Here is a 25,854-nt window from a genome sequence, read left to right on the forward strand (position 1 = left end):
GCTCCGACACCACCCCGCTCAAGGCTCAAGGAAAGACCCGCCATGACTACTACGCGCGTAGACCCCGAAGTGATCCGCCGCCTCCCCAAGGCCGTCCTGCACGACCACCTCGACGGCGGCCTGCGCCCCGCCACCGTGGTGGAGCTCGCGGAGGCGGTCGGCCACACCCTGCCCACCACCGACCCGGACGAGCTCGCCGCCTGGTACTACGAGGCCGCCAACTCCGGCGACCTGGTCCGCTACATCGCGACCTTCGAGCACACCCTCGCCGTGATGCAGACCCGCGAGGGACTGCTGCGCACTGCCGAGGAGTACGTCCTCGACCTGGCCGCCGACGGTGTCGTGTACGGCGAGGTGCGTTACGCCCCCGAGCTGAACACCAACGGCGGGCTGACCCTCGCCGAGGTCGTCGAGACCGTCCAGGAGGGCCTCGCCGCCGGTATGGCGAAGGCCGCGGCCGCCGGTACTCCGGTGCGCGTCGGCACCCTGCTGTGCGGGATGCGGATGTTCGACCGGGTGCGTGAGGCCGCCGACCTGGCCGTGGCCTTCCGGGACGCGGGTGTGGTGGGCTTCGACATCGCCGGTGCCGAGGACGGCTTCCCGCCCGCCGACCACCTCGACGCCTTCGAGCACCTGCGCCGAGAGAGCGTCCCGTTCACCATCCATGCCGGTGAGGCGCACGGCCTGCCCAGCATCCACCAGGCCCTCCAGGTGTGCGGCGCCCAGCGCATCGGTCACGGCGTGCGCATCACCGACGACATAGTGGACGGCAAGCTCGGCCGTCTGGCCGGCTGGGTGCGCGACCGCCGTGTCGCGCTGGAGATGTGCCCCACCTCCAACCTCCAGACCGGTGCCGCCACCTCCATCGCCGAGCACCCGATCACCGCGCTCAAGGACCTCGGCTTCCGCGTCACCCTCAACACCGACAACCGTCTGGTGTCGGGGACGACGATGACACGCGAGATGTCCCTGCTGGTCGAGGAGGCCGGCTGGACGGTGGAGGGCCTGCGCACGGTCACGGTGAACGCCGTGAAGAGCGCGTTCATCCCGTTCGACGAGCGCAAGGCCCTCATCGAGGACGTCGTCCTGCCGGGGTACGCCGCCGCGCTGTGAAGCGGCTCGCGGGCTAGGAGCTCTTCAGCAGCCCGCGGAGGTAGGCGGCCTGTCCGGCGTGCTGCAGATCGTCGGACAGGACGCTGACCAGCCGTACGCCCAGAGTGACCGGCGGATCCCAGCGCTCGTCCACGATGCGCTCCAGATCCTTGGCGGCCACCTCGCGCAGCGCCCCGAGGGTCTGGGCGTGCACGGCGTCGTAGTAGCGGGTCAGCAGGTCACCGGAGTCGACCCGCACCTTGGCGACCTTCGCGGCGGTGTGCCCGTACCCGGTGTCATGGCGGGGCAGGTCCAGCCCGAAGGTCTTCTGGAAGTCCTGCGTCAGCCACACCTGGTCGAGCTCGAAGGCGTCGGCGATGTGGTCGTCCTGGACGCGGGTGAGATGCCAGATCAGCCAGGCGATGGAGTTGGCGTCGGGGGAGGGGCGGGCGTGCAGGTCGTCGGGGTCGAGGCCCTCGACGGCGGCATGGACTTCTTCCTGGATGCGGTTGTATCCGTCGATGAGGATGTCCTTGGCATGCATGGCTCCACCATCGCGCAACCGGCCGTCATGCGCCTTCCGTCTCCAGCAGCGCCATCAGCGCCCGGGCCGCCGGGCTCGTGGCCTGCGGCGGCGGCAGCAGGGCGACCGTCTCGTAGACGTTGTCGTCGGCGACCTTCACGGGCAGCGCGGTCAGCGACCGCCGCTTGTGCCGGAAGTGGCGCGGTACGACGGCGACGCCGAGGTCCTCGTCCACCAGGTCCAGGAGGCTGTGCACGTCATTGACCTCCAGGGAGACGCTCCGGCGTACGCCGGCGGCGGCGAAGACCGCGTCGGTGGTGCGGCGCGGCCCCCAGTCCGGGTGGAAGTCGACGAAGACCTCGCCACCCAGCTCCTCCGGAGTGACCGCAGCCCCGGCGGCCGCGAGCCGGTGGCTCGGATGGCACAGGACGGTCATCGGTTCGCCGGTCAGCGGTACGACCCGCAGCTGGTCGGTGTCCTCCTGCGCGGCCCGTACGGCGAAGGCCATGTCGAGGCGCCCGGCCGCGACCTCCTCCGCGAGCGCCCCCGAACCCGCCTGGCGCAGGCAGATCTCCACGTCCGGATGCTGCCGCCGGAAGGCCGCGAGCAGCCCCGCCACATGCACCCCGGCGATGCACTGCTCGGACCCGAGCGCCAGCATCCCACGCAGCACGCCCTGCACCGCGGCCACCGCCTCATGGGCAGCCCGCACCTGCGCCAGGATCCGCTCCGCCTCGCCCAGCAGCGCCCGCCCGGCCGGGGTGAGCGTCACCCGTCGGGTCGTCCGCACGAACAGCGGCGTCTGCAACTCCCGTTCCAGTGCCCGGATCGAGGCCGACAGGCCCGACTGGGACACCATCAGGCGTTCGGCCGCCCGGGTGAAGTGCTGGTCCTCGGCGACCGCGACGAAGTGCTGGAGATGGCGCAGTTCCATGATTGAGCAGCGTAACCGCTGAATCCCATCGGATTTACCTGTTGGACCACTGCCCGCAGGTCACGACAGAGTGGACGCCGACTGGGATACCGGTCGCCCACCGGTTCTGCGGAACCGTCCTCACGTGTGCCAACCCCTCTGGAGTCGCGTTGTACACCGCACACACCGACCGCTACGCGGACATGCCCTACCGGCGCACCGGACGCAGCGGCCTCAAGCTCCCTGCGATCTCGCTCGGCCTGTGGCACAACTTCGGTCCGGCGGACCGTACGGTCGAGACGCAGCGGGCCATCCTGCGCCGCGCCTTCGACCTCGGCGTCACCCACTTCGACCTGGCCAACAACTACGGTCCGCCGCCCGGGTCCGCCGAGTCGGCCTTCGGTGAGGCGCTGAAGACGGACTTCGCGCCGTACCGGGACGAGCTGATCATCTCCACCAAGGCCGGCTATCTGATGTGGCCCGGCCCCTACGGCGAGTGGGGCTCGCGCAAGTACCTGCTGTCGTCGCTCGACCAGAGCCTTACGCGGATGGGCCTGGACTACGTCGACATCTTCTACTCGCACCGCCCCGACCCGGACACTCCGCTGGAGGAGACGATGGGCGCCCTGCACTCGGCGGTGCAGCAGGGCAAGGCGCTGTACGTCGGCGTCTCCAACTACTCGGCCGAGCAGACCCGGGAGGCCGCCCGCATCCTCGGCGAGCTGGGCACCCCACTCCTCATCCACCAGCCTCGCTACTCGATGCTGGACCGCCGCCCCGAGGACGAGGGCCTCCTCGACGCGCTGGACGAACTCCAGGTCGGCTCCATCGTCTTCTCCCCGCTGGAGCAGGGCGTGCTGACCGCCCGCTACTTCGACGGCATTCCGGAGGGCTCGCGGGCCGCGAGCGACAGCCCGTTCCTGAACTCGGACCGGCTCACCGAGGAGCTGGTGGGTCAGCTGCGCGCCCTCAACGACATCGCCAAGTCCCGCGGTCAGACCCTGGCCCAGATGGCGCTGGCCTGGGTCCTGCGCGGCGGCCGGGTGACCTCGGCGCTCGTCGGCGCGAGCAGTGCGCAGCAGATCGAGGACAGCGTCGCGGCCGCCCGCAACCTGGACTTCGACGCGGAGGAACTGGCCCGGATCGACGCGGTGATCAAGGGCTGAGCCGTTCCGTCAGGTGAACGGTGACGGAGTCGCCCTCCTGCTTCCCGATGGCCTTGCGCACCTCGGCCTTGACGGGGAGCTTGTGGGTGCCGTCGCCGAGAGCCATGAACGAACTCTGGAACGGATGTCCGTCGACGGTCCCGCGGATCTTGACCAGGCCGCGGGTACCGAAGAAGTCGGCGGACTCCGGCCAGACCACATAGGTCCAGCCGCCCTTGCTGGGGCTCTTGAGCAGGACGGCGGTGAATTCCGCGTCCACTTTCCCGCTCGTGGTCATGGTGTTCTCCGTTCGCGGTGGTCTTTGTGGCTTTCATGGGGCAGACCGCCGCGAGGCACGGAACTCATCGCTCACGCCTCAGCGGGCACCCGGTCGAGGAATCCCAGGACGGACATGATCCGTCCCTCGGCGTCCAGTGTGATCACATCGGACCCGGCCACCGGCGCCGATCCTTCCCCAGAGGGGGTGCCCCCAGCCTCCCGCACCAGTTCCCAGGAGAAGCGCGCCGTGTCGTGGTGGCCGTCGACGGCGCCGGTGAGCCGGAAGACGAAGCCCGGGAAGCGCGCTTGCGCCGCCGCGACGACGGCCGTGATCCCCTCGTGTCCGCGGACGTCGGCGAGAGGGTCGGTGTAGCCGCCCTGCGGGGCCCACGCGACGGCTACCGCCCGGGCCCGCTCGCCGGGCTCGCGGGCGTTCCAGGCCTCGAGGTAGCGGGCGACGGCGAGGTCGTGGCGGTCGGTGGATGCGGGCATGGCGATCAGCCTCCAACGAGGTCGTCACTGCTGGTCGGAACCGGGATCCCGGTCGCGGTGACCCGGTAACGCAACCATGCCCGCCCTGTGCGGAAAGCTCGATTACTCCCGAGGTAATGCAGCGGCCATTGCCCGAGGTTGACGTGTACCCGCCGTATTTCGGCCAACACCGGCTGTGAATATGCCAGGAGACTGGCCGGAAAGTCGTGGTGACAGTGTTTCAGTAGTGAACATACTCGACTACGAGGGTGCCTCACATGGGGCGACGGCGCCCTTACACACCGCTCACGAGCCGCACGGAAAGCGAGGTCCGCCGAGAGGCGAACACGGCAACACGGGGGAGGCTACGTGCACGACGAGTTCCTGTGCCATGTCACCGCATACGGCGTCTGCGGCGGACGGCGCATCGGTGTACCCCTGGGAACCTACCGGGCACCCACCCTGGCCCTCGCCCTGTGGTGGTTACGCGACCGGGCTTCCTGGATCGCCGAGCGATTAGACCCGCAACCCGACGCCGAGCACTTCCCGCCGGGCGCGCTCGTCCCGGTCGCCGGCACCGTGCCCGACGTGCCGGCCGTACTGCGCACCTGGTGCGGCGACGTCGGTCAACAGGAGCTGGTCGCCGACGAGTTGGCGGCCGGGCGACTGGTCAGGCTCGCGGTGAGCGACGACACCACCGAGTACGAACTGCTCGCCGAGTCGGTGGACGCGCTGCGCATGCAGCGGACGATCCCGGCGTTGTTCGTGTCCATCGCGTGAGCCCGATGTCCCGAGTGGTCGCTGTCCCGGTTGATCTCCGTCCCGGGCGAAGGCTGGGGCATATGGTGCAGTCGGGAGCACATGTGGGTGTATCGATAGAACCTCGGCATGGCGGAGTGTTCGGTCGCACGGACTGCGCCCGTACTCGTCCTGGAGACCGAGTCGGGCTCGACTGTGATGATCCCGGTCCGTGACTGCTACGTCGGACGCAACCCGCTCAGCGACATGGTCATCGACGAGTCCCGCGTCTCCTGGCACCACGCGGTGCTGCGACCCGAGGCCGACCACTGGACCCTCGAGGACAACAACAGCACGAACGGCACCTACACCGAAGGTCGCCGCATCCGCGAGCGGGCGTCGGCCTGGCACCGTCATCCGCTTCGGCAACCCGTCCGACGGCCCCCGCGCGGTGCTGCTGGACCGCGACCTGCGCCATCTCCTCGACCGCCGGGGCCCGCACACGTCGCCTCCGCCCCAGGCGCGGCGCACGAGCAAGGGCTGGTCCACCGGGACGTGAAACCCGGCAGCATCCTCGTCGCGCGCGGCACCGACAGCGACCACCCCGAGCACGTCTACCACACCGGCTTCGGCCTGACGAAGAAGCCGCTGTCCCTGACCGGCTTCACGACCGTCGGCCAGTTCGTCGGCACGCTCGACTTCGTCGCCCCCGAGCAGATCTCGGGCAGGCCGGTCGACGCGCGCTGCGACGTCTACGGATTCGCCTGCGTGCTCTACGAGTGCCTGGCCGGCCGCCCGCCGTTCTGCCGCGACTACGACATGGCCCTGCTGCAGGCCCACCAGTACGACGAGCCGCCGCCCCTGACCGACGCGCGCTCGGACCTCGCCCCGTCCGTCGACCCCGTGTTCGCCACGGCCCTGGCCAAGAACCCCGACGCCCGCCACGACTCCTGCCTCGCCTTCGTCGCCGGTCTGCGCTCCGCCCGGGGGGGCATGCGCCGACGGAGGTGGACTTCAAGGTCGTAGGGCGCCGCGGCCGCCCCCTTCGGGACGGATCCGCGAGGGATGTGCCGAAGTGACCGCCCCGTTGGGCCGAGCCGGTCTTCGGGTGGTGAAGGCGAGGCCGCGCGTCACTCGCCCCGCCTGTTGGGTGCCGCGATCTCGCCCCTGTGCCGCACCCGTCGTGCCAGCAGCCCGCCGAGGAACCCGGCGACCAGTCCCCACAGCAGCGCCAGGCCGAACGCGGTCCACACCTCGGGTCTGAGGAACAGCTCACCGCCCAGATCCCCGCCCAGGTCGCCGATGCCCAGGACCGACAGGCCGTAGTGCGCGGAGATTCGGCCGACGAGGCAGATCATCAGGACCGTGAGCGCGAGAGCGACCGCCAGGTGGACGGCGTGCTGCCAGGCGCGCATCCGGGCGGGTGAACGCTGGGCCATCACGAACGCGACGGCCAGTAGCAGTACCGCGTCGACGGCGACCAGCCACCACACCCTGCCGTCGTGCTCGGCGAGCGTGCCGAGATTCAGCTCGGCGACCTCCTGGCCGCGCAGCACCTCGTCGAGGACATGCGGCATGGGCAGCCCGAACGGCCCCTCCACCCGGCCGTTCCAGGTGGCGCCGAGCCCGATCGTGAGGGCGAGCCACACCAGGTTCGGCATCCCGAGCAGGATCACCGCGAGCGTCTCGGCCGCGTGCCCGCGGGTCGCCGCGACGACCAGGCCGATGACGACACCCAGCGCGACCCATGCGAGCAGCAGCACCACCATGGCGTACGCGGCCGGCCGCACCGACTCCTGGAAGCGCAGCAGCCGCCCCGGCAGCGGAGCTCCGCGCGAGACCAGCAGGGCCAGCACCAGCACGCCCGCCAGCCACAGCAGGCCGAAGAACACGGTCGCCGGGACGTCCGTGGTGAAGCCGACCTCCGGTGAGATGCCGAACAGGTCTCCGAGGTCGCCGAGCGCGTCCTCTCCGAGGTCGCCGAGGGAGAGGGAGAAGGTCTGGCGGGCCGCGTAGGCCAGCGCCAGCAGCCCGACCAGCCACAGTACGGCGATCCTGGCGGCCCATCCGGCCAGCTCCCCGGCGCCCGCGACCGCCCGATGCCGCAGCGGCCGCAGGAAACCGGCGGCCAGGACGAGGGCTCCGGCGAGCGTGACGGACAGCGGGATCACGGTCAGCCCGGCGTCGGACTCGGCCAGCCCGCCGGCGTCCCCGGACACCTCGACCGTGCCGCCGACCGCCGTGACCACGGTCGCGGCGACGACCCGCGGGAAGGCGTTGTCCGGGAGCTCCGCGGCCCCGGCCGCCCACAGCCCCAGCGAGGCGACCACCCCCATCGAGACCAGCCCGGCCACCACCGCGGCGAGGGCCTGCACCCAGCCATGCCCTGCCACGACCGGACGATTGGGGGTCAGCACGCTCACCCGGCCCACGCTAAGCAGCCCCGCCGCGGCGCGCCCGCCGGGAGGTCCGTCCGCGTCGGCTTGCGGGCGGCGCGTGACACGGTCGACGCCCGCGGAGTACCTCGGATGCGCTGCGCCTGCGGCAACCCGCTGACCGCTCCGGTCGCCCAGCAGGGCACGTTCAAGCGGACGGGGGACACGACCACGACGTCACAGCCGGCGTCCAGCGCCGGGGCGACGGCGTCGCCGTGGCTGTGACGTACAGCGCCACCTGCATGGAGACTGCGCGGCTCCGCTCTGGGTACGAGGACTGGTGCAGCAGCGTCCGGCCAGGTCCGGCTTCCGAGAGAGAAACGCATGATCGAGCACGTGGACGGGGCAGTGATTCCGACTGGTTTCGACGTGCCCGTGGAACCGCTTCGGCGGGCGGCACACTACAGCGGTGAACCGGGATGCATCGCCGAGGCGCGGTCCTTCGCCGCGCTGTTCCTGGGCCGGCTCAGGACCGAGTGGTGCGCCACGATCGGCGCGCCCGCCGAGGACAAGGTGCTCCTGGTGGTCAGCGAACTGGTCACCAACGCCGACCGGCACAGCAACGGCCCGTACATCCTGGACCTGGAGGGCACGGACGACGCGGTGGCGGTCAGTGTGTACGACAGCAGCTCCGCCATGCCCCGCCGCTACCCCAAGGACCCGGAACGGGTCGGCCGGCACGGCCTGGAGATAGTGCACGCGCTCGCGGAGGAGGTCGCCGTGGAGAAGGTGCCGGTCGGCAAGCGGGTGCGGGCAGTACTGCGGCTGACCGACGAGTGACGCCGACGAACTCCGCCCGTGGGAGGGGCAGTTGGCCGGCCCATGGCCCTGACCGCGCTGACACCTGCCCTCCCGGCGATTCTCCCCAGAGCAGAACGCTGGTCCCTTCCCACGCGGTTCAGGGAATCTAGTCTGACGTGGTGAGCAACCAACCGCTGAACGAAGCCCGCGTCATCCCGCTGCGCCCGCCTGCCGCGCGCCCGGCCGCCGCTCCGTCACAGCAGGGGGAGACCAAGGAACCCCTGTGGCGCGACCTGGTCGGCGACGTCCTGCGCCGCGAGCGCCTGACCCAGGAGCGCACGCTCAAGGACGTGGCCGACGCGGCCCGGATCTCCATGCCGTATCTCTCGGAGGTGGAGCGGGGCCGCAAGGAGGCCTCCTCGGAGGTCCTCGCGGCCGCCGCCCACGCCCTGGGGCTCGGCCTCGGCGACCTGCTGTCGCGTGCGCAGGGCGAGCTCGTCCGGATCACCAGCCGCCGGGTGCCGGGTGGCAGCCGCAGCAGGGCCGGTTCGCCGTACGACGGGATGTGCCTGGCCGCGTGAGGTCGTGCCGGCGCCTCAGACCCCCACGAGGCGCCGGCTCACCACCTCGTCGGCCAGCCCGTACGCCACCGCTTCCTGCGCGGTGAACACCTTGTCGCGGTCCATGTCCGCACGCAGTGTCGCGATGTCGTGGTGCGTGTGCCGGGCCAGCACCTCCTCGACCTGCGAGCGGATCCGGACCATCTCCTTGGCCTGGAGGGCGAGATCGGACACCATGCCCCGGCTGCCGCCACTGGCGGGCTGACCGAGCAGCACGCGCGCGTGTTCCAGCACGAACCGCCGGCCCGGGTCCCCGCCGGCCAGCAGTACGGCCGCCGTGGACGCCGCCTGGCCCACGCAGAACGTGGAGATCGGCGCCTGCACGTACGTCATCGTGTCGTAGATCGCCATGAGCGAAGTGAACGAGCCGCCGGGGGAGTTGATGTAGATCGCGACCTCGTTCTCCGGGGCCGCCGACTCCAGATGGAGGAGTTGCGCGATGACGACGTTGGCGACGCCGTCGTCGATCTCCGTGCCGAGGAAGATGATCCGCTCCGACAGCAGCCGGCTGAACACGTCGTAGGACCGCTCGCCCTGCGGGGTGCGCTCGACGACGTTCGGAATCGTGTAGGTCCCCATGTCACAGCCCCATCCGTCGTCGGGAGGAAGCCGGGCGGACATCCGAGAGGGACTCCACCACCCGGTCCACCATGCCGTACTCCCTGGCCTCCTCGGCCGTGAACCAGCGGTCGCGGTCCCCGTCCCGGGAGATGGTCTCCGGACTCTGGCCGGTGTGCTCCGCGGTGATCCGCTCGATGGTCCGCTTGGTGAACTCCAGGTTGTCCGCCTGGATCTCGATGTCCGCGGTGGTGCCGCCGATCCCCGCCGACGGCTGGTGCATCATGATCCGCGCGTTCGGCAGCGCGTACCGCTTGCCCTCGGCGCCGACGCTCAGCAGGAACTGGCCCATGCTGGCCGCGAAGCCCATGGCGAGCGTCGAGACGTCGTTCGGGATCAGCCGCATCGTGTCGTAGATGGCGAGGCCGGCGTGCACCGAGCCGCCGGGGCTGTTTATGTACAGGGCGATGTCGGTGCGCGGGTCCTCCGCGGACAGGATCAGCAGCTGGGCGCAGACCCGGTTCGCGGAGACCTCGTCGACCTGGGTGCCCAGCAGGACGATGCGCTGCGTCAGCAGCTGGGACGCGAGCTGGTCGTCGAAGCGGGTGGGAGGGGTGTCGCCCTCCTCCGCCCGCGGAGCGAGCATGGTCAGTGGTGTCATCGGTTCTCCTCGTCGTGGCGCGGATGCCGTCGACTCCACTCTTGACCGCGGACGAGGCCGGAACGATGTTTCTCTGCCCGTGGCAGATTCGCCACGGGCAGAGGCGTCAGGTCAGCCCTTCTCGCGCAGCTGCCGGAAGAACGCCCGTACGTCGTCCACCAGCAGGTCCGGTTCCTCCATCGCCGCGAAGTGCCCGCCCCGGTCGAGCTCCGTCCAGCGCACGATGTTCTCCGTCCGCTCCGCCTTGTGACGCAGCGGGATCTGCGGGTCGCCGGGGAAGGACGCCACCGCGGTCGGCGCGGTCGAGGGCTCGTGCGGGGCGGCGACCCGGTCGCCCGTGGCGTGGGCGCGCTCGTAGTAGACCCGGGCGGACGAACCGGCCGTGCCCGTCAGCCAGTACAGCATCACGTTCGTGAGCATCAGGTCCCGGTCGACGGCCTCCTCGGGCAGCCGCTCGGAGTCCGTCCACTCCTGGAACTTCTCGACGATCCAGGCGAGTTGGCCGACCGGCGAGTCCGTGAGTGCGTACGACAGGGTCTGCGGCCGGGTGGACTGCACATGGAAGTAGCCCGTCCCGTCGCGGAACCATGCGGCCCACCGGCGCCACGAGGTGAGCGTGCGCTCCCGCTCCTGCGGGCTCAGCGCCTCCAGTTCCTCGGCGGTCGGCTCGGTGGCCGCCTGGGCGCCGGGCAGCAGGTTGAGGTGGATGCCGATGACCCGGTCGGGGTGGACGCGGCCCAGCTCGCGGGAGATGCCCGCGCCCCAGTCGCCGCCCTGCGCGCCGAATCGTTCGTAGCCGAGGCGTGTCATCAGCTCGACCCATGCGTCGGCGATCCGGCGCGCCTCCCAGCCGGTCTCGCGGGTGGGGCCGGAGAACCCGAAGCCGGGGATGCTCGGCAGCACGACGTGGAAGGCGTCGGCCGGGTCACCGCCGTGCGCCGCGGGATCCGCCAACGGCCCCACGATGTCGAGGAACTCGACGATCGAGCCCGGCCAGCCGTGCGTGACGATCAGCGGGGTGGCATCGGGCTCGGGGGAGCGGACATGGGCGAAGTGCACATGCGCGCCGTCGATCTCGGTCGTGAACTGCGGCCACTCGTTCAGCCGCGCCTCGGCGGCCCGCCAGTCGTAGTCGTGCCGCCAGTACCGCACCAGCTCGCGCAGATACTCCGACGGAACTCCGTACGCCCATCCCACTCCGGGCAGTTCGTCGGGCCACCGGGTGGCGTCGAGGCGACGGTGGAGATCGTCGAGGTCGCTCTGGGGGACGGCGATACGGAAGGGACGGATGCCGCTGTCGGCGGGCGAAGGCGTCATGACCGGGATGCTAGTTCGCAACGGTGTAGCGGCCATCTGGATTAACCGGCCACGCGACCGATGAGTTCCGGGGCGAGGATCGGTCGACACAGGTGACAGCGTTCCGCACGCCCAGGAGGTACTCATGGCAACCGACGGTTTCACCACGTGTCTCTGGTTCGACGGCCAGGCCGAGGAGGCCGCCCATTTCTACGTCTCGATCTTCAAGAACTCCAGCGTCGGCAAGGTCGCGCGCTACCCCGAGGGGGCGATGCAGCCCGCCGGCAGCGTGATGACCGTCGAGTTCACGGCCAACGGCCAGAAGTTCCTCGGGCTCAACGGCGGCCCCCAGTTCAAGTTCACCGAGGCGACCTCCTTCATGATCTTCTGCGCGAACCAGGAGGAGATCGACTACTACTGGGCCAAGCTCACCGAGAACGGCGGCGAGCCCGGCCCCTGCGGCTGGCTCAAGGACAAGTACGGCGTGTCCTGGCAGGTCGTCCCGGACCGGCTCCAGGAGATGATCACCGACCCGGACCCGGCGAAGACGGCCCGCGTGACAAAGGCGTTCATGGCGATGAGCAAGTTCGACATCGCCGCCCTGGACAAGGCCTACGCCGGCGAGTGAGGCGCTAGCCGGGCCCGGCTGCGCCGATCACCCGTGTGATCTCCCTCGTCATCCGCAGGATCCCGGGGGAGCGGACCGGGCACGGCTTCGGTGTCGAGGTCGTGGGCGCCAGACAGAAGTGCAGGTAGTCGTCGTCGCGGTGCAGGGCCGTCCGATCGCGGCCCGGCTGCGTGCAGTACCCGGCGTGTTCGCGCTCGTACGCCGTGCACGGCAGGTACTGGACCCAGGAGTGGCGCGCCCCGGCCGCACTCACCGCCTTGCCCGCGTCGGCGACCAGGTCCCCCGAGGCGGCGGCCTGCTCCTCGTACAGGGCGTTGACCCGCCGGATCCGGTCGGGAGTGATCGGGTCCGGGCCCTGCGACACCCAGACGACCGTTGCGTCCCCGGCAGCGGCGATCTGGTCGGCGAGCCGCTTCATGTCGGCCGCGTACCGCCGGAAGTACTTCTCGGGGGAGGCGTCGTACGTGATCCCGTCCATGCACGGTGTGTAACCCCACGCATTGCCCCAGAACTGCAGCACCACGAAGTCCGGCCGCAGCCGGCGCACCAGGGCGGCCGCCTTGTCCGCGACCGGCACGAGGGACCGCTTGCCCGTGCCCTCCAGGTAGTCGCACAGGGTGGTTCCCGAGTACGGGGCGCTCGTGTACGTCGCCCGCACCTCGCGGCGCAGCTCCTGCCCGAGCATCTTCTGCGCCTCCATCGCGAGCGAGTCGCCCAGATACAGAACGGAGGACGCCTTCACAGCGGGCGTCTTCGCCGAGGTGCCGGGCGAGGCAGGCGCCAGCTGGTGGGTGGTGGCCGACGCCTGAGGCATCTCGGGGGGCGCGGCGGCCTCGGGCTCGGACGCCGGGTCCCCGCACGCCCCGAGGAGCACGGCGGCCAGCAGCACCCCGACGATCCACGGCTTGCGCATACGGCAACTCCCGCCCCGGACACCGAAAACGGCTCCCCAGGCAAGCACAGCCGGGCCCACGGGGGAAGACCCGCGTCGGCCACGGAACGCCCGTGGCCGACGCGGTCCTGACGGTGTTTCAGACGCGGTCCGCCGCGATCAGCAGGTACTGGAAACTGCCGTTCTTGTACGCGGTCAGGAACGTGTCCTCGATGCCCGTCACCAGGTGCTCGGCCTCGCGGCGCAGCTCCCAGTAGGGAATGGTCGCCTCGGTGAGGTCCTCCACATGGACCGGGACCAGCCGGTTGCGGGCCATGGCCCGGAAGTACTCCGAGCGTGGGTGGATGTCACAGATGTAGTGGGCGTTGATGAGGGACACCTCGCGGGAGGCGCGCCCGTAGGTGTCGTTGTAGCAGCCGGTGATCACCACATAGCGGCCGCCGCGGCGCAGCACCCGGGCGTGCTCGGCGAACAGCAGGTCCAGCTCGACGTACATCGTGGACTCGTTGTTCCACGACGCCGCGAACTCCCCGGACGGCAGCCCGGTGTCGAGCATGTTGCGGCAGTGGTAGCGGACCCGGTCGTCGATGCCCCGCTTGCGGGCCTGCTCGTTCGCGAACTGGGCCTGCTTGGCGGAGATCGTGACGCCGTCCGACTGGCAGCCGTACCGCAGATGCGCCACCACGCTGCCGCCGCCGCGTCCGCAGCCGGCGTCGAAGACACGATCGGCGGGCGTCAGCGGGCCCAGGTGGGTGGCGAGCAGTTCGGCCTGGGCGTGTTCCAGCCGGTGCAGTTCGGTGGTGAGGCGTTCGCGGCGCAGATCAGGATCGGGTTCGTCGAGCACGGAGCGGTCGGCGTCGCCGATGCCGTAGTGGTGGTGGTACAGGTCGTCGATCTTTCCGAGTTCGAGGTTGACCGGGTTCTCCTCGGCGTTCCAGTAGTCCGCGACGCGGGTCTGGTACGTGGACTGGGACGGCACCGGTGCTGGGGCGGTGCCGGCTTCGGGGGCGATGGTCAACGGTGACTCCTCGTGCTGGTGACTGTGACGCTGTGTCATTCGATGGCGCTCTACCAGTAGTTGGGCAGGTGGTAGCGGTGGCTGTTGGTGGCGTGCCACTCGTGGTTGCCGGCCACCCAGTCGGACAGGCTCCGGGCGTAGCGCTCGACGAGGGGCGAGGTGGCGGACAGCAGGGAGGACTCCTCCTCGAAGGCCTCCATGATCCGGTTGTGGATCTCGACGGCCTTCAGATAGGCGGCCTTGAGCCCGCACCGCTCGTTCGCCGCGATGACCTGCGGCAGGTTGAGGTGCGTCGGATCGCTCGCGAGCTCCTTGGTGAAGGAGTACAGGTCGTTGACGATCGTGGTCGCGTTGCAGGCGAGCGCCGTGATCCGCTGGATCTCCGGCCGGGCGTACACCGCCTCGGGCAGTTCGTAGCCGTCCACCGCGTCCACGATCGACAGACAGGGACGGAAGTTGTTGAACTGCCGCATCACCAGGTACTCCCAGACCCGCGGCACATGGCGGGTCTCAGCCCAGGCCGCCTCGGCCAGATAGCCCAGGTGCAGCCGGGCGATGTCGTGCACGAAGCGGTCGGTCTGGCTGGGCGTGGCGAAGGCGGCGTAGTCCGCGAGGGCGAAGTGGTACGAGCGCAGCGGACCATCGGCCCGCACCCCGTGGCGCCACTCCTCCTCCAGCTCGGGAATGCCGTGGTACGGGTCGAGCGCCGACTGAGCCATGATCAGCCGGCCCCCGAGACCGCGGCGTGCTCCGCCCCGGCCCTCGTCCTCCTCGCAGTAGCAGGAGTCGACGACGTTCTCGGCGAGCAGCAACTCACCGGCGACCGTCAGCCGTTCCACATCGACCGCTTCCGGATGCTGGAGCACCACGGCCCGCCCGAACTGGAACCCCGAGAAGTCCCCTTTCCACGCCTCGGGGAACAGATCGAGCTGCCGGGCCCAGGCCTCCAGCCTGCGGTCGACCTCCGCGGCCTTCGCGGGGTCGGCGGGGGCGACCTGCCGGTACCGCAGCCCTGGAATCGCCCCGCCGCGCCGGGTGCGCAGCGTGCTCGCCACATTCGGCGGGCCCGGCAGGGAGAAGGCGGACGTGCTCATGGCATGCTCCACGCGGTCACTCTGCCGTCCGGCCGATCTGGGCGTTCTCGAGGATTCCGACCGCGTCGGGCACGAGGATCGCCATCGAGTAGTAGGCCGTGACGAGGTAGCGGATGATCGAGTTGCCGTCGATACCCATGAACCGCACGTTCAGACCTGGCTGGTGCTCCTCGGGGATCCCGGTCTGGTACAGCCCGATGGCCCCCTGGTCGCCCTCCCCGGTGCGCAGCGCGATGATGCTGCTGGTGTGCTGCGGGCTGATCGGGATCTTGTTGCAGGGGAAGATCGGCACCCCCCGCCAGGCGGGGATCTCATGCCCCTCGACACTCGCCGTGCCGGGCACCAGACCGCGCCGGTTGCACTGCCTGAAGAACGCCGCGATCGCCTTCGGATGGGCGATGAACAGCTTGGTCTTGCGGCGCATCGACAGCAGCTCGTCCATGTCGTCAGGGGTCGGCGGCCCGGCGAAGGTGCTGATGCGCTGCCCGTAGTCGGCGTTGTGGAGCAGCCCGAACTCCCGGTTGTTGACCAGCTCCCACTCCTGGCGCTCGCGGATCTCCTCGATGGTCAGCCTCAGCTGCTGCTCGGTCTGGTTCATCGGGTTGTTGTAGAGGTCGGCGACCCTGGTGTGGACGCGCAACACGGTCTGCGTCAGGGACAACTCGTACTCGCGCGGGCCGAGTTCGTAGTCGACGAAGCCGCCGTTGATGGTCGGCTCGCCGACATGGCCGGCCTGCACCGGCACATCGGCCTCACCCTTGCGGTTCATCGGCAGGCTCTGGCGCGCGGCGTAGGCCTCCAGGTGTGCCGCGAGGGACGGCACCCGGTCGGTGAACTCCTCGACCACGGACCAGGGCAGCACCAGCAGTACGCCGGCGGTTTCCGCCCGTACCGAGCTCAGCCACAACGGGTCGGGCTGGCCGATGCCCTCGTCGCCGAGCTGGTCGCCGTCGGTGACGACCCCGAGGATCTCCTCCTCGCCGTACTTGCCTTCCGTGAAGCGGGTGAACCGTCCGTGCACAACGAGGTAGGCCTCCGTGACCGGTTGGCCGGCCTCGACGAGCACCTGACCGGCGCGGATCTCCCGGACCCGGAAGCGGCCGGCGACCTCCCTGAGGACGTCGGTGTCGGAGTAGCCGCGCAGGACCGGCAGTTCGGTGAGTGTCTCGGGGATGACCTTGATGTCGTCGGCGCCGTTCTGCTCGAACTGCACCCGGCCGCGGCCCACGCGCAGTTGCAGACGCCGGTTGACCCGGTAGGTGCCGCCCTTGACGTCCACCCAGGGCAGCATCCGCAGCAGCCAGCGCGAGCTGATGGCCTGCATCTGGGGTTCGGACTTGGTGGTCGTGGTGAGCTGCCGGGCCGCCTGGGTGCTGAGGCTGGTGAGCGAGCCGTCGGACTGGGGTTCGGGATCGGGTTCTTCGATGGTGGGACCGGTGGCGCTGTCCGGTGTGGACACATTCCCTCCCGGGAGGTGAGCGGGCTGGCCATGCGCGTGTACCAGCCAACAGCCGGCGAGGCGGCCGGGTCAGGGCGTGAACGGGGCGGCTTCAGGCCCTGGAGGTACAAACCTGCCGCACGAGGCAGTGGGCGCACCGTGAGTGATCCTGCTCCCCTCCCGTGCTCCCGCACGCTGGGGCGGGGCGCCTAGGCCCTGTCGTCAAATTCCCGCCTGCCCGGCGGCGTCTGGCACGCACGCTCGCCGCGTTGCCGAACCGCCCACGTGGCTCCGCCACGAGGGCGCTCCGGCGCCTTGCGATCGCACGCACCAGACGCCGCGACAGGGCCTAGGACAGGTCGTTCACCAGCACCGCCGCCCCGTCGAACCGCCCGGCCTTGAGGTCAGCGAGCGCCTGGTCGGCCCGCGACAGCGGATAGGCATGCGTCGTGGCGTGTACGGCGTGCTCGGCGGCGAGGGCCAGGAACTCCCGGCCGTCCTCGCGCGTGTTGGAGGTGACGCTGCGCAGCTGCTTCTCGTAGAAGAGCTCGCTCTCGTAGCGCAGCGCCGGGACGTCGCTGAGGTGGATGCCGGCGATCGCCAGCGTGCCGCCCCGGTCGAGGGCCCGCAGCGCGAACGGCACCAGGTCACCGACCGGCGCGAACAGGATCGCGCTGTCCAGCGGCTCCGGCGGCATCTCGTACGCGTCGCGCGCCGAGGCGGCACCCAGGTCGAGTGCCAGCTTCCGCGCCGCCGCGCCCCGCGTCAGCACGTGCACGGTGGCGCCCTCGGCCATCGCCACCTGCGCGCACAGATGGGCGCTGCCCCCGAAGCCGTACAGCCCGAGCCGCCCGCCCGGCGGCAGTGCCGAGCGCCGCAGCGCGCGGTGGCCGATGATCCCGGCGCACAGCAGCGGCGCGGACGTCACGTCGTCGAGGCCGCCCGGCAGCCGGTAGGCGAACGCGGCCGGTACGGTCGTGTACGGCGCGTAACCGCCGTCGGCGTCCCAGCCCGTGTACCGCGAGGCCGGGCACAGGTTCTCGGCCCCGCGCGCACAGTAGGCGCAGGTGCCGTCGGTGCGCCGCAGCCAGGCCACCCCCACCCGCTCCCCGACCTCGAAGCCACGCACCGCGGCCCCGAACCCGGCCACCTCGCCGACCACCTCGTGCCCGGGTGTGACCCCCGGCCGGTGCACGGGCAGATCCCCCTCGGCGACGTGCAGATCCGTACGGCACACCCCGCAGACGCGCACCCGCACAAGCAGCTCGTCGTCCTCCGCCACCGGCACCGGCTTCTCGACGAGCCGCAGAGCCCCTTCCTCCACGGGGCCCGGCTCGACCACCGACCACGCGCGCATCGACCTGTCCGCCATACCGTGCCCCGTCCTTCGACCGACAGCCGTCTGCGGTCTGTCGTCTGCCCCAGTCTGTAACGGAAGCGGGCATTCGGCGCGCGGCCGGACTGCGGGGTGGCTAGCGTAAGAATCCGGACAAGTCACCGATCGGGGAGAGGTCCGTGCCATGGCCGTGAAACCTGAAGGAACCCCCATCTGGGCCGACGCGATGTTCAGCGACGTGGAGGGAGCCAAGAGCTTCTACGGCGACATCCTCGGCTGGACCTTCGGCGAGGCGTCGTCGGAGTTCGGCAACTACACCCAGGCCTACGCGGACGGCAGGGCCGCCGCCGCGGTCGTCCCGCCCATGCCGGGCCAGGAGGGCATGTCGCAGTGGTGCCTCTACTTCGCCTCCTCCGACGTCGCCGCGACCGCCGCCAAGATCCGTGAGAACGGCGGCGAGATCCTGATGGAGCCGATGGCGGTCGGCGATTTCGGCAGCATGTGCCTGGCCCGCGACCCCGGCGGCGTCGTCTTCGGTGTGTGGCAGGCCGGCACCCACGAGGGCTTCGAGACGGAGCCGACCGAGCCCGGCGCCTTCTGCTGGGCGGAGGTCTTCACCCGCGAGCCGGAGAAGTCCGACACCTTCTTCCCTGCGGTCTTCGGCTACGGGCAGCGGCAGATGGAGGATGACACGATCGACTTCCGCCTCTACACCCTCGGCAAGGAGACCATGGCCCTGGGCCGCATGAAGATGACCGACGACTTCCCGCCCGAGGTCCGGCCGTACATCAACGTCTACTTCAACGTCCCCGACTGCGACGACGCCGTCGCCAAGGCCACCAAGCTCGGCGCCGTGCTGCGCTTCGGCCCGATGAGCAGCCCGTTCGGCCGGTTCGCCGCGCTGAGCGACCCCCAGGGCGCGAACTTCTCGGTGATCGACACCGGCACGATCGAGGGCGAGATGCCCAAGCTCAGCCACGTCTCCTGAACGACTCCGCGACCGGGCACCTGGCCCGCCCATGGCATGATCGGCACATGCGTGAACGAGTTGTGGCCGCGTGCGACGGGGCTTCGAAGGGAAACCCCGGGCCGGCGGGCTGGGCCTGGGTCGTCGCCGACGAGAAGGAGACCCCGACCCGCTGGGAGGCGGGCCCGCTCGGCAGGGCCACCAACAACGTCGCGGAACTCACCGCGCTGGAGCGTCTGCTCACGGCGACCGACCCCGGCGTACCGCTGGAGATCCGGATGGACTCGCAGTACGCCATGAAGGCCGTCACCACCTGGCTGCCGGGCTGGAAGCGCAACGGCTGGAAGACGGCCGCCGGCAAGCCGGTCGCCAACCAGGACCTGGTCGTGCGCATCGACGAACTGCTCGACGGCCGCACCGTCGAGTTCCGCTACGTCCCCGCCCACCAGGTCGACGGCGACCGGCTGAACGACTTCGCCGACCGTGCCGCCAGCCAGGCGGCCACCGTGCAGGAACCTGCGGGCAGCGGCCTCGGCTCACCCGAGCCGCCGCCCTCCCCGGACACCCCGTCGGACAAGGCCCCACGCCGCAAGGCGGCGGCGACCCGGAAGAACGGCAGTTCCTCCCGCACCATCAAGGCCAAGTTCCCCGGCCGCTGCATCTGCGGCCGCAGCTACGCGGCGGGCGAGTCCATCGCCAAGAACGCCCAGGGCTGGGGCCACCCGGACTGCCGTACCGCCGAGGCCTGACGGGCGGTCCGGATGAGCGGTCCGGACGGCGTCTCAGGCCGCGTCGAAGGTGTAGTGCGCGGTGTGATCCAGCAGGTCGGCGGGGCGCACGTCGTTCCACGGCTTCATCGTGTCGTTGAGGTCGACCACGTTCGGCGTCCCGGCGGTGGGCACATAGCCGGAGCCGGGGTGCCGTCGCTGCCAGTCCGCCCACAGCTTGTCGATGTAGGCGTGGTGCAGCCAGAACACCGGGTCGTTGGGCGACATACCGGTCGCCATGTGCCCGCCGACCCACACATGGACCCGGTTGTGCAGATTGACGCCGCGCCAGCCTTCCAGGTGGTTGCGGAAGCCGTCCGACGCGCTGTTCCAGGGCGCCATGTCGTACGTCGGCATGGCGAGCACGGACTCCACCTCGGCCCGGGTCGGCAGCTCCCGTACGGCGCTGCCGAGCGCGCGGCGCAGAAACGTACGGCCGTCGGCGCGCACGTTGATCGCCCAGTTGCCGGTCGACGCGGCGAACGGCCCGTCCATCACCTGCCCGTCGCGGCTGCGTCCGGTGCCGCCGAGGAAGTCGGGCGCCCACAGCGAGGACCGTATCGAGCGGTCGGTGCTCCAGTCCCAGTACGGCAGCGCGACCGAGGCGTCCACCTCCTGCAACGCGCGCTCGAACTCGAGCAGGAATCTGCGGTGCCAGGGCAGGAAGGACGGTGAACGGTGGCCGACGCGCTCCCCGTTGTCGCTGTCGCCGATGATGAAGGCATTGTGGGTCGTGACGAACGCGTCGTAACGGCCACTGCGCTTCAACTCCAGGGCAGCGGCGACGAATCGCCGCTTCTCGTCGGCGGTCAGCAGGGCCTGGTTCTTGCGGACGGTCATGTTTGCTGGTGCTCCAAAGTGCAGGTACGGCAGGTCAGTTGGCGGGGAAGGGGAGAAGGGCTGCGCCCTGTAGCTCGTCCACGGCCGCGCGGGCGGCGGCGCGCGGGGTGGGCACCGGGTCGTAGTGACTGACGACGCTGATCCAACTGCCGTCGGCGTTGCGCATCACATGCAGCTCCACTCCGTCGACGAACACGGCGTATCCGGCGCCGTGATGCTGGTGGCCGCCGCCCGAGGCCGGCCGGCCCTGTATCCGGCGGCCCTTGTAGACCTCGTCGAAGGTCGCCGGGGAGTGCTGGTCGTGCCCGGCGGCGGACGCGGTGGGGGCGGTGACGGTCCCGACACCGGCCGCGGCGGCGAGGGCGGCCGCGGCGGTGAGCGCACGGCGACGGCTGAGTTCCGGCATGCGGACCTCCTGGGTTGGTTCGGTTGACGACTCCGCATGCCTATCGGGCCGCACGAGAGCGGGAGAAATCGGTCGTAGGTGGTTGGCTCCGATCCGGACAATTACCTACATGTCATGCAAGATTGAACAAGGATGATCTTGCTGTGGGTGGCGTCCGTGAATGCCCGGAACGGGAAATTCCTTCTCCTGTGGATCATGTTCCGGGTGGTCCTTCGCGGAGGGCCGCGTCGGTAGTGGCGTGCCTCACCCGTCGAAACTGGCGCGATCCGGAACGCTGCAGTGAGGCATTCCGGCCCTGATACCCTGCGGTGCGAAATGACCGTTTTATGTAGTTTCTAGGGGTGTGTGTGAAGGTCGCTTGTGTCGGCGGCGGGCCGGCCGGCCTATACCTCGCGATCCTGCTGAAGCTGCTGGATCCCTCCCACGACGTCACCGTCCACGAGCGCGACCCGGAGGGCTCCACCTACGGCTGGGGTGTCACTTACTGGCGCGGACTGCTCGACAAGCTGCACGAGCACGACCCCGAGTCGGCGCGCGCCATCGACGCGAGCTCCGTGCGCTGGCGCGAGGGCGTCGCCCATGTGCGAGGCCTGACCACCCGTCGGCCCGGTGACCAGGGGCACGGCATCGGCCGCCACCGGCTGCTGGAGATCCTCGCCGCCCGCGCCCGCTCGCTCGGCGTACGGCTGGAGTTCGAGCACGAGATCACGCCGGAGAACCTTCCCACCGCCGACCTCGTCGTGGCGGCCGACGGCGTCCACAGCGCCCTGCGGACCCGTCACGCCGACCACTTCGGCACGGAGACCAGGACCGGCCGCAACCGCTACATCTGGCTCGGCACCAGCAAGGTCTTCGATGCCTTCACCTTCGCCTTCGTCGAGACCGACCAGGGCTGGATCTGGTGCTACGGCTACGGGTACGGCTGCGGCTTCGGCCCGGAGGCCGGCACTTGTGTCGTCGAGTGCGCCCCGCAGACCTGGACCGGCCTCGGCCTCGACACCGCGGCCGAGGCGGACGGACGGGCCCTGTTGGAGAAGCTCTTCGCCGACGTCCTCGACGGCCACCCCCTCATCGGCCGCGCCGCCCCCGACGGCCGCGCCCAGTGGCTGAACTTCCGCACCCTCACCAACCGCACATGGCACCGCGACAACCTCGTCCTGCTCGGCGACGCCGCCCACACCACCCACTACTCCGTCGGCGCCGGCACCACCCTCGCCCTGGAGGACGCCCTCGCCCTCGCCGGGGCGCTGCACGAGCACGCCGCCCTCCCGCAGGCCCTCGCCCGCTACGAACAGGCGCGCAGACAAGCCCTGTTGTCCGTCCAGAGCGCGGCCCGCTACAGCGCCGAGTGGTACGAGAACCTGCCCCGCTACATCAACCTGCCCCCGCAGCAGATGTTCGCTCTGCTCGGCCAGCGCCACTCGCCCCTGTTGCCGTACCTTCCGCCCCAGCTGTACTACCGGATCGACAGGGCGGCCGGGCGACTGGAGGCATTGCGGCGCCTGAAGCGCCGGCTCGGCCCGAAGATCGCGCGCACCGTCCACGCCAGGGCGCCGGCCTCCCGGAAATAGCCGCACTCACCGGAACAACCGGTCGAGGAAGGCATTGCCGAACACACCGTGCGGGTCGAGCCGATCCAGCACCCCGGCCGCCTGCCGCCACGCCTCCTCCCCGAAGGAGCCGGGCACGACCGCGCCCAGTACCTCGCCGTCGCTCCAGGCGCCGTCCCTCGTGTAGGCCCAGCCCTTCGACCACTCGACGCGGGTCATGGTGTACTCGCCGTCGAAGGTGCGCAGCAGGAACCGCTCGATCTGGCTCAGGAACGGCTCCGCATGCGGTGTCCCCGGCAACGACAGGATGTTCAGCCACACGGCCGTGTCCCACTCGGGACGGTCGTCGCGCGGCCTGAGCGCCGACAACAGCGGCGTGCGCGCCCCGTCCGCACCTACCTCCGCCGGGTCGTCGAGGCCGGTGACCCGGATCTCCACCGAGCCGTTGACCGGGAACCGGCCCCGGCCGGCGTACGCCGTGAGCCGCTCCCGGTAGAAGGCGGTGAACTCGGCGACGACGCGCTGTACTTGGGCCCGGCTGGTGAGCACCGCGTACCCGTTCGTGGCGATCCTCAGCGTCGTCGGCCGCAGGTACAGCAGCGTGTTCTTGGACGGCCCCCAGATGTCCGCCGAGAGCGTCGCCACCAGCCCGAGCGCGGCCACGTCGTACTGCGCGTTGCCGAGCACCGGCGCCAGATACCACGCCCCGTCCGACACCATGCGCCCGACCAGGTCCGCCACCGGGGTCGGGACGCTGTCGGAGAACGGATAGTTGTACGGGCTCGTCACGTGCCGCGAGGTCAGCGGCCGGGTGGGGGAGACGCTCCACACCTTCAGCCACGGGAACTCGGTGAAGGCGAACCAAATCGCCTCGACACGTCCGGCCCGGTCCAGGAAGCTCGCCAGCGTCCGTCCGTCGGTGCCGGGCGCGGCGAAGAGCTCGTCGGCCGGGATGTCCGTACGGCTGACGCACCGCAGGTTGTTGTTCGCGCCCACGCGCAGCACGACCTCGGTGACCAGGGACCGGCCGAGATGGGTGAGCAGCGCGGCGCAGTCCGCCTCGGCACGGTCGTACGTCCGCAGCACGTACGCACCGCCGGCCGCGTCCCAGACCACGGCCGTCAGCGACAGCACGAGATTGCTCAGCGAGCCGTACGTGTGCCCGGGCAGCCGCTGTTCGCCCCGCGCCGGTACGGCGGTGCCGTGCGCGTCGATGGCGAGGGCACCGCCCAGGGTGAGGTTGCCGGGGGCGGGCGCGGTGGTGACGCCGAGGCCGTGCTCCTCCAGATAGGTGAGCAGGTTCTCCAGGGTGACGCCGCTGCCGACGCGTACCGAGGTCGGCGACTCCAGTGACAGGCCGGTGAGATGAGAGGCGGTGTCCATGAGCAGGACCGGTGCGTCCGACTCCGTGCCCCGCGTGATCGTCAGCGGTGACCAGCCGTGCGAGGCACCCCGGGCGCGGACTCTCCAGCCGTGCCGCCAGGCCCAGTTGACGACGGACACCACCTGGTCCGGGTCGGTCGGTGCGCAGGCCCACAGCCCGTCGGCGGTGATCTCGCCGACCCAGTTGCGGTACGCGGAGCGGTACAGCGCCACATCCGCCGGGAAATCCGGCAACTCCTGTGCCGCCACGGCCGGATCCGCCGGATGGAGGGTCGGTACGGCGGCCATGGCGGCGGCGGTGCGCAGGAAGCCCCTGCGGCTGAAGTCGTCGGTCACGGATTCACGCTAGGGACCGGCTTGACAGTCACCGTCGGCCTGTCGAATCGATTCACCCGTGTGAGTGAAAGATTCACAGGGAGCCACGCGGAGGGGCCCGTTCGACGCACCCGCATGATGAATGACACACTGATGCCATGGACGAGCGTGTAATCGGTAGGTCGGGCCAGCGGGCATCCGTCGTCGGTCTTGGGACGTGGCAGCTGGGCGCCGACTGGGGAGACGTCGACGACAAGGAAGCCCTGGCGGTGCTGGAGGCGGCGGTCGAGTCGGGGGTGACCTTCTTCGACACGGCCGACGTGTACGGCGACGGGCGCAGCGAGCAGACCATCGCCGCGTTCCTGCGCGGCAGGCCCGGGCCGGACATCTTCGTGGCGACCAAGATGGGCCGCCGCGTCGACCAGATCCCCGAGAACTACGTCCTCGACAACTTCCGTGCCTGGAACGACCGTTCGCGGCGCAACCTCGGCGTGGACCGCCTCGACCTGGTCCAGCTGCACTGCCCGCCGACGCCGGTCTACTCGACGGACGAGGTGTTCGACGCCCTCGACACCCTGGTCGCGGAGGAGCGCATCGCCCACTACGGCGTCAGCGTGGAGACCTGCGAAGAGGCGCTGACCGCGATCGCCCGCCCCGGCGTCGCGAGCGTGCAGATCATCCTCAACCCGTTCCGAATGAAGCCCCTGCGCGAGGTACTGCCCGCCGCAGAGAAGGCGGGCGTCGGCATCATCGCCCGGGTCCCGCTGGCCTCCGGCCTGCTGTCGGGCAAGTACACCAAGGACACCGTCTTCCCCGCGAACGACCACCGCACCTACAACCGGCACGGCGAGGCCTTCGACCAGGGCGAGACCTTCTCCGGCGTCGACTACGAGTCGGGAGTGGAGGCGGCCGTCGAGTTCGCCGACCTCACCCCCGAGGGCTTCACGCCGGCCCAGCTGGCGCTGCGCTGGATCATCCAGCAGCCGGGCGTGACCACCGTGATCCCGGGTGCCCGCTCGCCCGAGCAGGCCCGCGCCAACGCGGCCGCCGCCGCGCTGCCGGAGCTGTCGGACGCGACGCTCGCCGCGATCGACGACCTCTACGACCGGCGGATCAAGGACCAGGTCGAAAACCGCTGGTAGACCGCCGTGCAGCTCCGGGACGGCCACCCCGCCGCCCCGGAGCCGCTCGTTTGAGTGTTTGACGCCGGGGTTACCCGGCCCGCATGACCGAGAAGGAAAGGCGGACGGGACGCGACGAGACCGCGGACGAGCGAGCCGACCGTATGTGGGGCGAGCTCATCCAGGAGGTCCGAGTGGCCCAGATGGGCGTCCAGATCCTGTTCGGCTTCCTGCTCACCGTCGTGTTCACGCCGAAGTACGACACCCTCGACGACACGGACCAGACCATCTACATCGTGACGGTCGTGCTGGGGGCCGCCGCCACCGGCGCCCTGATCGGCCCCGTCTCCCTGCACCGCCTGGTGTCCGGGCGGCGCATCAAGCCGCAGGCGGTGGAGTGGGCCTCCCGGCTGACCTTCGTCGGCCTGATCCTGCTCCTCGCCACGATGGCCTGCTCGCTCCTGCTGATCCTGCGGGTCGCCACCCACAACGACTATGTGCCCTGGCTGGTATCGGGCGTGGTCCTCTGGTACCTGGTCTGTTGGTTCGCGGTGCCGCTGTGGACACGCCACCGCTACACAGAGTGAGCGGTGGCGTATCGGCGGTAAGAGAGGGCTTACTGATGAG

General features: G+C 70.4%; 28 protein-coding genes and 2 pseudogenes. 14 read left to right on the forward strand and 16 right to left on the reverse strand.

From position 1 onward, the window contains the following. Positions 1-42: 42 nt before the first annotated feature. On the forward strand, positions 43-1,113 hold the full coding sequence (locus ADL12_RS01230) for an adenosine deaminase (RefSeq protein WP_062697453.1): 1,071 nt from the start codon (positions 43-45) through the stop codon (positions 1,111-1,113). A gap of 13 nt (positions 1,114-1,126) precedes the next feature. Here ADL12_RS01230 and ADL12_RS01235 read toward each other — a convergent pair whose 3' ends face one another. Next, a complete protein-coding gene (locus tag ADL12_RS01235) occupies positions 1,127-1,636 on the reverse strand; it encodes a mycothiol transferase (RefSeq protein WP_159053046.1) in 510 nt (169 codons plus the stop codon). Between the two features lie 25 nt (positions 1,637-1,661). Next, positions 1,662-2,549: a LysR family transcriptional regulator gene (locus tag ADL12_RS01240; protein WP_062697457.1), complete on the reverse strand. Its 888-nt coding sequence runs from the start codon at positions 2,547-2,549 to the stop codon at positions 1,662-1,664. Between the two features lie 149 nt (positions 2,550-2,698). Between ADL12_RS01240 and mgrA the strand changes: the two genes are divergently transcribed. Continuing rightward, positions 2,699-3,694 (forward strand): L-glyceraldehyde 3-phosphate reductase, encoded by a 996-nt coding sequence (gene mgrA / locus ADL12_RS01245; protein WP_062697459.1) that lies wholly within the window; start codon positions 2,699-2,701, stop codon positions 3,692-3,694. On the opposite strand, the gene ADL12_RS01250 is transcribed toward mgrA, so the two are convergent. Both ADL12_RS01250 and ADL12_RS01255 read right to left on the reverse strand, forming a co-directional pair. Further along, entirely contained in the window at positions 3,684-3,971 is a 288-nt protein-coding gene (locus ADL12_RS01250) for a DUF1905 domain-containing protein (protein WP_062697461.1), read from the reverse strand. The genes mgrA and ADL12_RS01250 overlap by 11 nt on opposite strands. A 71-nt stretch (positions 3,972-4,042) precedes the next feature. Further along, entirely contained in the window at positions 4,043-4,444 is a 402-nt protein-coding gene (locus ADL12_RS01255) for a nuclear transport factor 2 family protein (RefSeq protein WP_062697463.1), read from the reverse strand. A 348-nt stretch (positions 4,445-4,792) separates the two neighbouring features. On the opposite strand from ADL12_RS01255, the gene ADL12_RS01260 reads away from it, so the two are divergent. The 3 genes and pseudogenes from ADL12_RS01260 to ADL12_RS58265 form a co-directional block, all read left to right on the forward strand. Further along, the gene (locus ADL12_RS01260) at positions 4,793-5,203 is read left to right on the forward strand and encodes a hypothetical protein (RefSeq protein ID WP_062697465.1); all 411 of its coding nucleotides are present in this window, start codon (positions 4,793-4,795) and stop codon (positions 5,201-5,203) included. A gap of 108 nt (positions 5,204-5,311) precedes the next feature. Next, positions 5,312-5,624: pseudogene (locus ADL12_RS58260) on the forward strand (FHA domain-containing protein); the annotation flags it as partial. Positions 5,625-5,743: 119 nt separating this feature from the next. Next, positions 5,744-6,187: pseudogene (locus tag ADL12_RS58265) on the forward strand (protein kinase domain-containing protein); the annotation flags it as partial. A gap of 104 nt (positions 6,188-6,291) precedes the next feature. Here ADL12_RS58265 and ADL12_RS01270 read toward each other — a convergent pair. After that, positions 6,292-7,593 (reverse strand): streptophobe family protein, encoded by a 1,302-nt coding sequence (locus ADL12_RS01270; protein WP_425265053.1) that lies wholly within the window; start codon positions 7,591-7,593, stop codon positions 6,292-6,294. Here ADL12_RS01270 and ADL12_RS58270 point away from each other — a divergent pair. The 3 genes from ADL12_RS58270 to ADL12_RS01280 all read left to right on the forward strand — a co-directional run bounded on the left by ADL12_RS58270 (position 7,543) and on the right by ADL12_RS01280 (position 8,918). Further along, on the forward strand, positions 7,543-7,821 hold the full coding sequence (locus tag ADL12_RS58270) for a DUF6777 domain-containing protein (protein ID WP_425265054.1): 279 nt from the start codon (positions 7,543-7,545) through the stop codon (positions 7,819-7,821). The two genes, ADL12_RS01270 and ADL12_RS58270, sit on opposite strands and share 51 nt — an antisense overlap. Before the next feature lie 99 nt (positions 7,822-7,920). Further along, entirely contained in the window at positions 7,921-8,376 is a 456-nt protein-coding gene (locus tag ADL12_RS01275) for an ATP-binding protein (protein ID WP_062697467.1), read from the forward strand. Positions 8,377-8,516: 140 nt separating this feature from the next. Then, positions 8,517-8,918 carry a helix-turn-helix domain-containing protein gene (locus ADL12_RS01280; protein ID WP_062697575.1) on the forward strand — a complete coding sequence of 134 codons (402 nt, stop codon included), beginning with the start codon at positions 8,517-8,519 and terminating at the stop codon, positions 8,916-8,918. Between the two features lie 15 nt (positions 8,919-8,933). On the opposite strand, the gene ADL12_RS01285 is transcribed toward ADL12_RS01280, so the two are convergent. From ADL12_RS01285 to ADL12_RS01295, 3 genes are all read right to left on the reverse strand, one after another. Then, positions 8,934-9,536 carry a ClpP family protease gene (locus ADL12_RS01285; RefSeq protein WP_062697469.1) on the reverse strand — a complete coding sequence of 201 codons (603 nt, stop codon included), beginning with the start codon at positions 9,534-9,536 and terminating at the stop codon, positions 8,934-8,936. A gap of 1 nt (position 9,537) precedes the next feature. Then, a complete protein-coding gene (locus tag ADL12_RS01290; protein WP_062697471.1) occupies positions 9,538-10,176 on the reverse strand; it encodes an ATP-dependent Clp protease proteolytic subunit in 639 nt (212 codons plus the stop codon). 111 nt (positions 10,177-10,287) lie between these two features. After that, positions 10,288-11,493 carry an epoxide hydrolase family protein gene (locus ADL12_RS01295; RefSeq protein WP_062697474.1) on the reverse strand — a complete coding sequence of 402 codons (1,206 nt, stop codon included), beginning with the start codon at positions 11,491-11,493 and terminating at the stop codon, positions 10,288-10,290. Positions 11,494-11,617: 124 nt separating this feature from the next. Between ADL12_RS01295 and ADL12_RS01300 the strand changes: the two genes are divergently transcribed. Continuing rightward, a complete protein-coding gene (locus tag ADL12_RS01300) occupies positions 11,618-12,100 on the forward strand; it encodes a VOC family protein (protein WP_062697476.1) in 483 nt (160 codons plus the stop codon). A 4-nt stretch (positions 12,101-12,104) separates the two neighbouring features. On the opposite strand, the gene ADL12_RS01305 is transcribed toward ADL12_RS01300, so the two are convergent. From ADL12_RS01305 to ADL12_RS01325, 5 genes are all read right to left on the reverse strand, one after another. Beyond that, positions 12,105-13,013: an SGNH/GDSL hydrolase family protein gene (locus ADL12_RS01305; RefSeq protein ID WP_062697478.1), complete on the reverse strand. Its 909-nt coding sequence runs from the start codon at positions 13,011-13,013 to the stop codon at positions 12,105-12,107. Between the two features lie 118 nt (positions 13,014-13,131). Next, on the reverse strand, positions 13,132-14,010 hold the full coding sequence (locus ADL12_RS01310) for a geranyl diphosphate 2-C-methyltransferase (protein ID WP_062697480.1): 879 nt from the start codon (positions 14,008-14,010) through the stop codon (positions 13,132-13,134). 50 nt (positions 14,011-14,060) lie between these two features. Further along, a complete protein-coding gene (locus tag ADL12_RS01315) occupies positions 14,061-15,104 on the reverse strand; it encodes a family 2 encapsulin nanocompartment cargo protein terpene cyclase (protein WP_062697482.1) in 1,044 nt (347 codons plus the stop codon). 16 nt (positions 15,105-15,120) lie between these two features. Continuing rightward, the gene (locus ADL12_RS01320; RefSeq protein WP_062697485.1) at positions 15,121-16,563 is read right to left on the reverse strand and encodes a family 2B encapsulin nanocompartment shell protein; all 1,443 of its coding nucleotides are present in this window, start codon (positions 16,561-16,563) and stop codon (positions 15,121-15,123) included. Between the two features lie 328 nt (positions 16,564-16,891). Then, positions 16,892-17,899, reverse strand: coding sequence for a zinc-binding alcohol dehydrogenase family protein (locus ADL12_RS01325; RefSeq protein WP_208614447.1), 1,008 nt, complete (start codon positions 17,897-17,899; stop codon positions 16,892-16,894). 163 nt (positions 17,900-18,062) lie between these two features. On the opposite strand from ADL12_RS01325, the gene ADL12_RS01330 reads away from it, so the two are divergent. Beyond that, on the forward strand, positions 18,063-18,866 hold the full coding sequence (locus tag ADL12_RS01330) for a VOC family protein (protein WP_062697488.1): 804 nt from the start codon (positions 18,063-18,065) through the stop codon (positions 18,864-18,866). Between the two features lie 47 nt (positions 18,867-18,913). Next, positions 18,914-19,594 carry a ribonuclease H family protein gene (locus ADL12_RS01335; protein WP_062697490.1) on the forward strand — a complete coding sequence of 227 codons (681 nt, stop codon included), beginning with the start codon at positions 18,914-18,916 and terminating at the stop codon, positions 19,592-19,594. 33 nt (positions 19,595-19,627) lie between these two features. Here the strand turns inward: ADL12_RS01335 and melC2 are convergent, their stop codons facing one another. Both melC2 and melC1 read right to left on the reverse strand, forming a co-directional pair. Further along, positions 19,628-20,452: a tyrosinase MelC2 gene (gene melC2 / locus ADL12_RS01340; RefSeq protein ID WP_062697492.1), complete on the reverse strand. Its 825-nt coding sequence runs from the start codon at positions 20,450-20,452 to the stop codon at positions 19,628-19,630. Positions 20,453-20,486: 34 nt separating this feature from the next. Beyond that, positions 20,487-20,858: an apotyrosinase chaperone MelC1 gene (gene melC1 / locus ADL12_RS01345; protein WP_062697494.1), complete on the reverse strand. Its 372-nt coding sequence runs from the start codon at positions 20,856-20,858 to the stop codon at positions 20,487-20,489. Positions 20,859-21,199: 341 nt separating this feature from the next. Between melC1 and ADL12_RS01350 the strand changes: the two genes are divergently transcribed. Next, positions 21,200-22,429, forward strand: coding sequence for an FAD-dependent monooxygenase (locus ADL12_RS01350; RefSeq protein ID WP_062697496.1), 1,230 nt, complete (start codon positions 21,200-21,202; stop codon positions 22,427-22,429). Between the two features lie 6 nt (positions 22,430-22,435). Here ADL12_RS01350 and ADL12_RS01355 read toward each other — a convergent pair whose 3' ends face one another. Then, positions 22,436-24,079, reverse strand: coding sequence for a cholesterol oxidase substrate-binding domain-containing protein (locus ADL12_RS01355; RefSeq protein WP_079051785.1), 1,644 nt, complete (start codon positions 24,077-24,079; stop codon positions 22,436-22,438). Positions 24,080-24,264: 185 nt separating this feature from the next. Between ADL12_RS01355 and ADL12_RS01360 the strand changes: the two genes are divergently transcribed. After that, on the forward strand, positions 24,265-25,248 hold the full coding sequence (locus tag ADL12_RS01360; RefSeq protein WP_062697500.1) for an aldo/keto reductase: 984 nt from the start codon (positions 24,265-24,267) through the stop codon (positions 25,246-25,248). A gap of 83 nt (positions 25,249-25,331) precedes the next feature. After that, positions 25,332-25,814, forward strand: a complete 483-nt coding sequence (locus tag ADL12_RS01365) for a DUF6328 family protein (protein WP_062697502.1) — start codon at positions 25,332-25,334, stop codon at positions 25,812-25,814. The last annotated feature ends 40 nt before the right edge of the window (positions 25,815-25,854 follow it).

Source organism: Streptomyces regalis, from assembly GCF_001509475.1.
GTDB classification, from domain to species: Bacteria; Actinomycetota; Actinomycetes; order Streptomycetales; family Streptomycetaceae; genus Streptomyces; species Streptomyces regalis.

Bases quoted from the DNA above. Each gene is read 5' to 3' on its own strand.
- ADL12_RS01230 (WP_062697453.1), top strand. From the start codon at position 43: ATGACTACTACGCGCGTAGACCCCGAAGTGATCCGCCGCCTCCCCAAG.
- ADL12_RS01235 (WP_159053046.1), bottom strand. From the start codon at position 1,636: ATGCATGCCAAGGACATCCTCATCGACGGATACAACCGCATCCAGGAA.
- ADL12_RS01240 (WP_062697457.1), bottom strand. From the start codon at position 2,549: ATGGAACTGCGCCATCTCCAGCACTTCGTCGCGGTCGCCGAGGACCAG.
- ADL12_RS01250 (WP_062697461.1), bottom strand. From the start codon at position 3,971: ATGACCACGAGCGGGAAAGTGGACGCGGAATTCACCGCCGTCCTGCTC.
- ADL12_RS01255 (WP_062697463.1), bottom strand. From the start codon at position 4,444: ATGCCCGCATCCACCGACCGCCACGACCTCGCCGTCGCCCGCTACCTC.
- ADL12_RS58270 (WP_425265054.1), top strand. From the start codon at position 7,543: ATGCCCTGCCACGACCGGACGATTGGGGGTCAGCACGCTCACCCGGCC.
- ADL12_RS01275 (WP_062697467.1), top strand. From the start codon at position 7,921: ATGATCGAGCACGTGGACGGGGCAGTGATTCCGACTGGTTTCGACGTG.
- ADL12_RS01285 (WP_062697469.1), bottom strand. From the start codon at position 9,536: ATGGGGACCTACACGATTCCGAACGTCGTCGAGCGCACCCCGCAGGGC.
- ADL12_RS01290 (WP_062697471.1), bottom strand. From the start codon at position 10,176: ATGACACCACTGACCATGCTCGCTCCGCGGGCGGAGGAGGGCGACACC.
- ADL12_RS01295 (WP_062697474.1), bottom strand. From the start codon at position 11,493: ATGACGCCTTCGCCCGCCGACAGCGGCATCCGTCCCTTCCGTATCGCC.
- ADL12_RS01300 (WP_062697476.1), top strand. From the start codon at position 11,618: ATGGCAACCGACGGTTTCACCACGTGTCTCTGGTTCGACGGCCAGGCC.
- ADL12_RS01305 (WP_062697478.1), bottom strand. From the start codon at position 13,013: ATGCGCAAGCCGTGGATCGTCGGGGTGCTGCTGGCCGCCGTGCTCCTC.
- ADL12_RS01315 (WP_062697482.1), bottom strand. From the start codon at position 15,104: ATGAGCACGTCCGCCTTCTCCCTGCCGGGCCCGCCGAATGTGGCGAGC.
- ADL12_RS01325 (WP_208614447.1), bottom strand. From the start codon at position 17,899: ATGCGCGCGTGGTCGGTGGTCGAGCCGGGCCCCGTGGAGGAAGGGGCT.
- ADL12_RS01330 (WP_062697488.1), top strand. From the start codon at position 18,063: ATGGCCGTGAAACCTGAAGGAACCCCCATCTGGGCCGACGCGATGTTC.
- ADL12_RS01335 (WP_062697490.1), top strand. From the start codon at position 18,914: ATGCGTGAACGAGTTGTGGCCGCGTGCGACGGGGCTTCGAAGGGAAAC.
- melC2 (WP_062697492.1), bottom strand. From the start codon at position 20,452: ATGACCGTCCGCAAGAACCAGGCCCTGCTGACCGCCGACGAGAAGCGG.
- melC1 (WP_062697494.1), bottom strand. From the start codon at position 20,858: ATGCCGGAACTCAGCCGTCGCCGTGCGCTCACCGCCGCGGCCGCCCTC.
- ADL12_RS01355 (WP_079051785.1), bottom strand. From the start codon at position 24,079: ATGGCCGCCGTACCGACCCTCCATCCGGCGGATCCGGCCGTGGCGGCA.
- ADL12_RS01360 (WP_062697500.1), top strand. From the start codon at position 24,265: ATGGACGAGCGTGTAATCGGTAGGTCGGGCCAGCGGGCATCCGTCGTC.
- ADL12_RS01365 (WP_062697502.1), top strand. From the start codon at position 25,332: ATGACCGAGAAGGAAAGGCGGACGGGACGCGACGAGACCGCGGACGAG.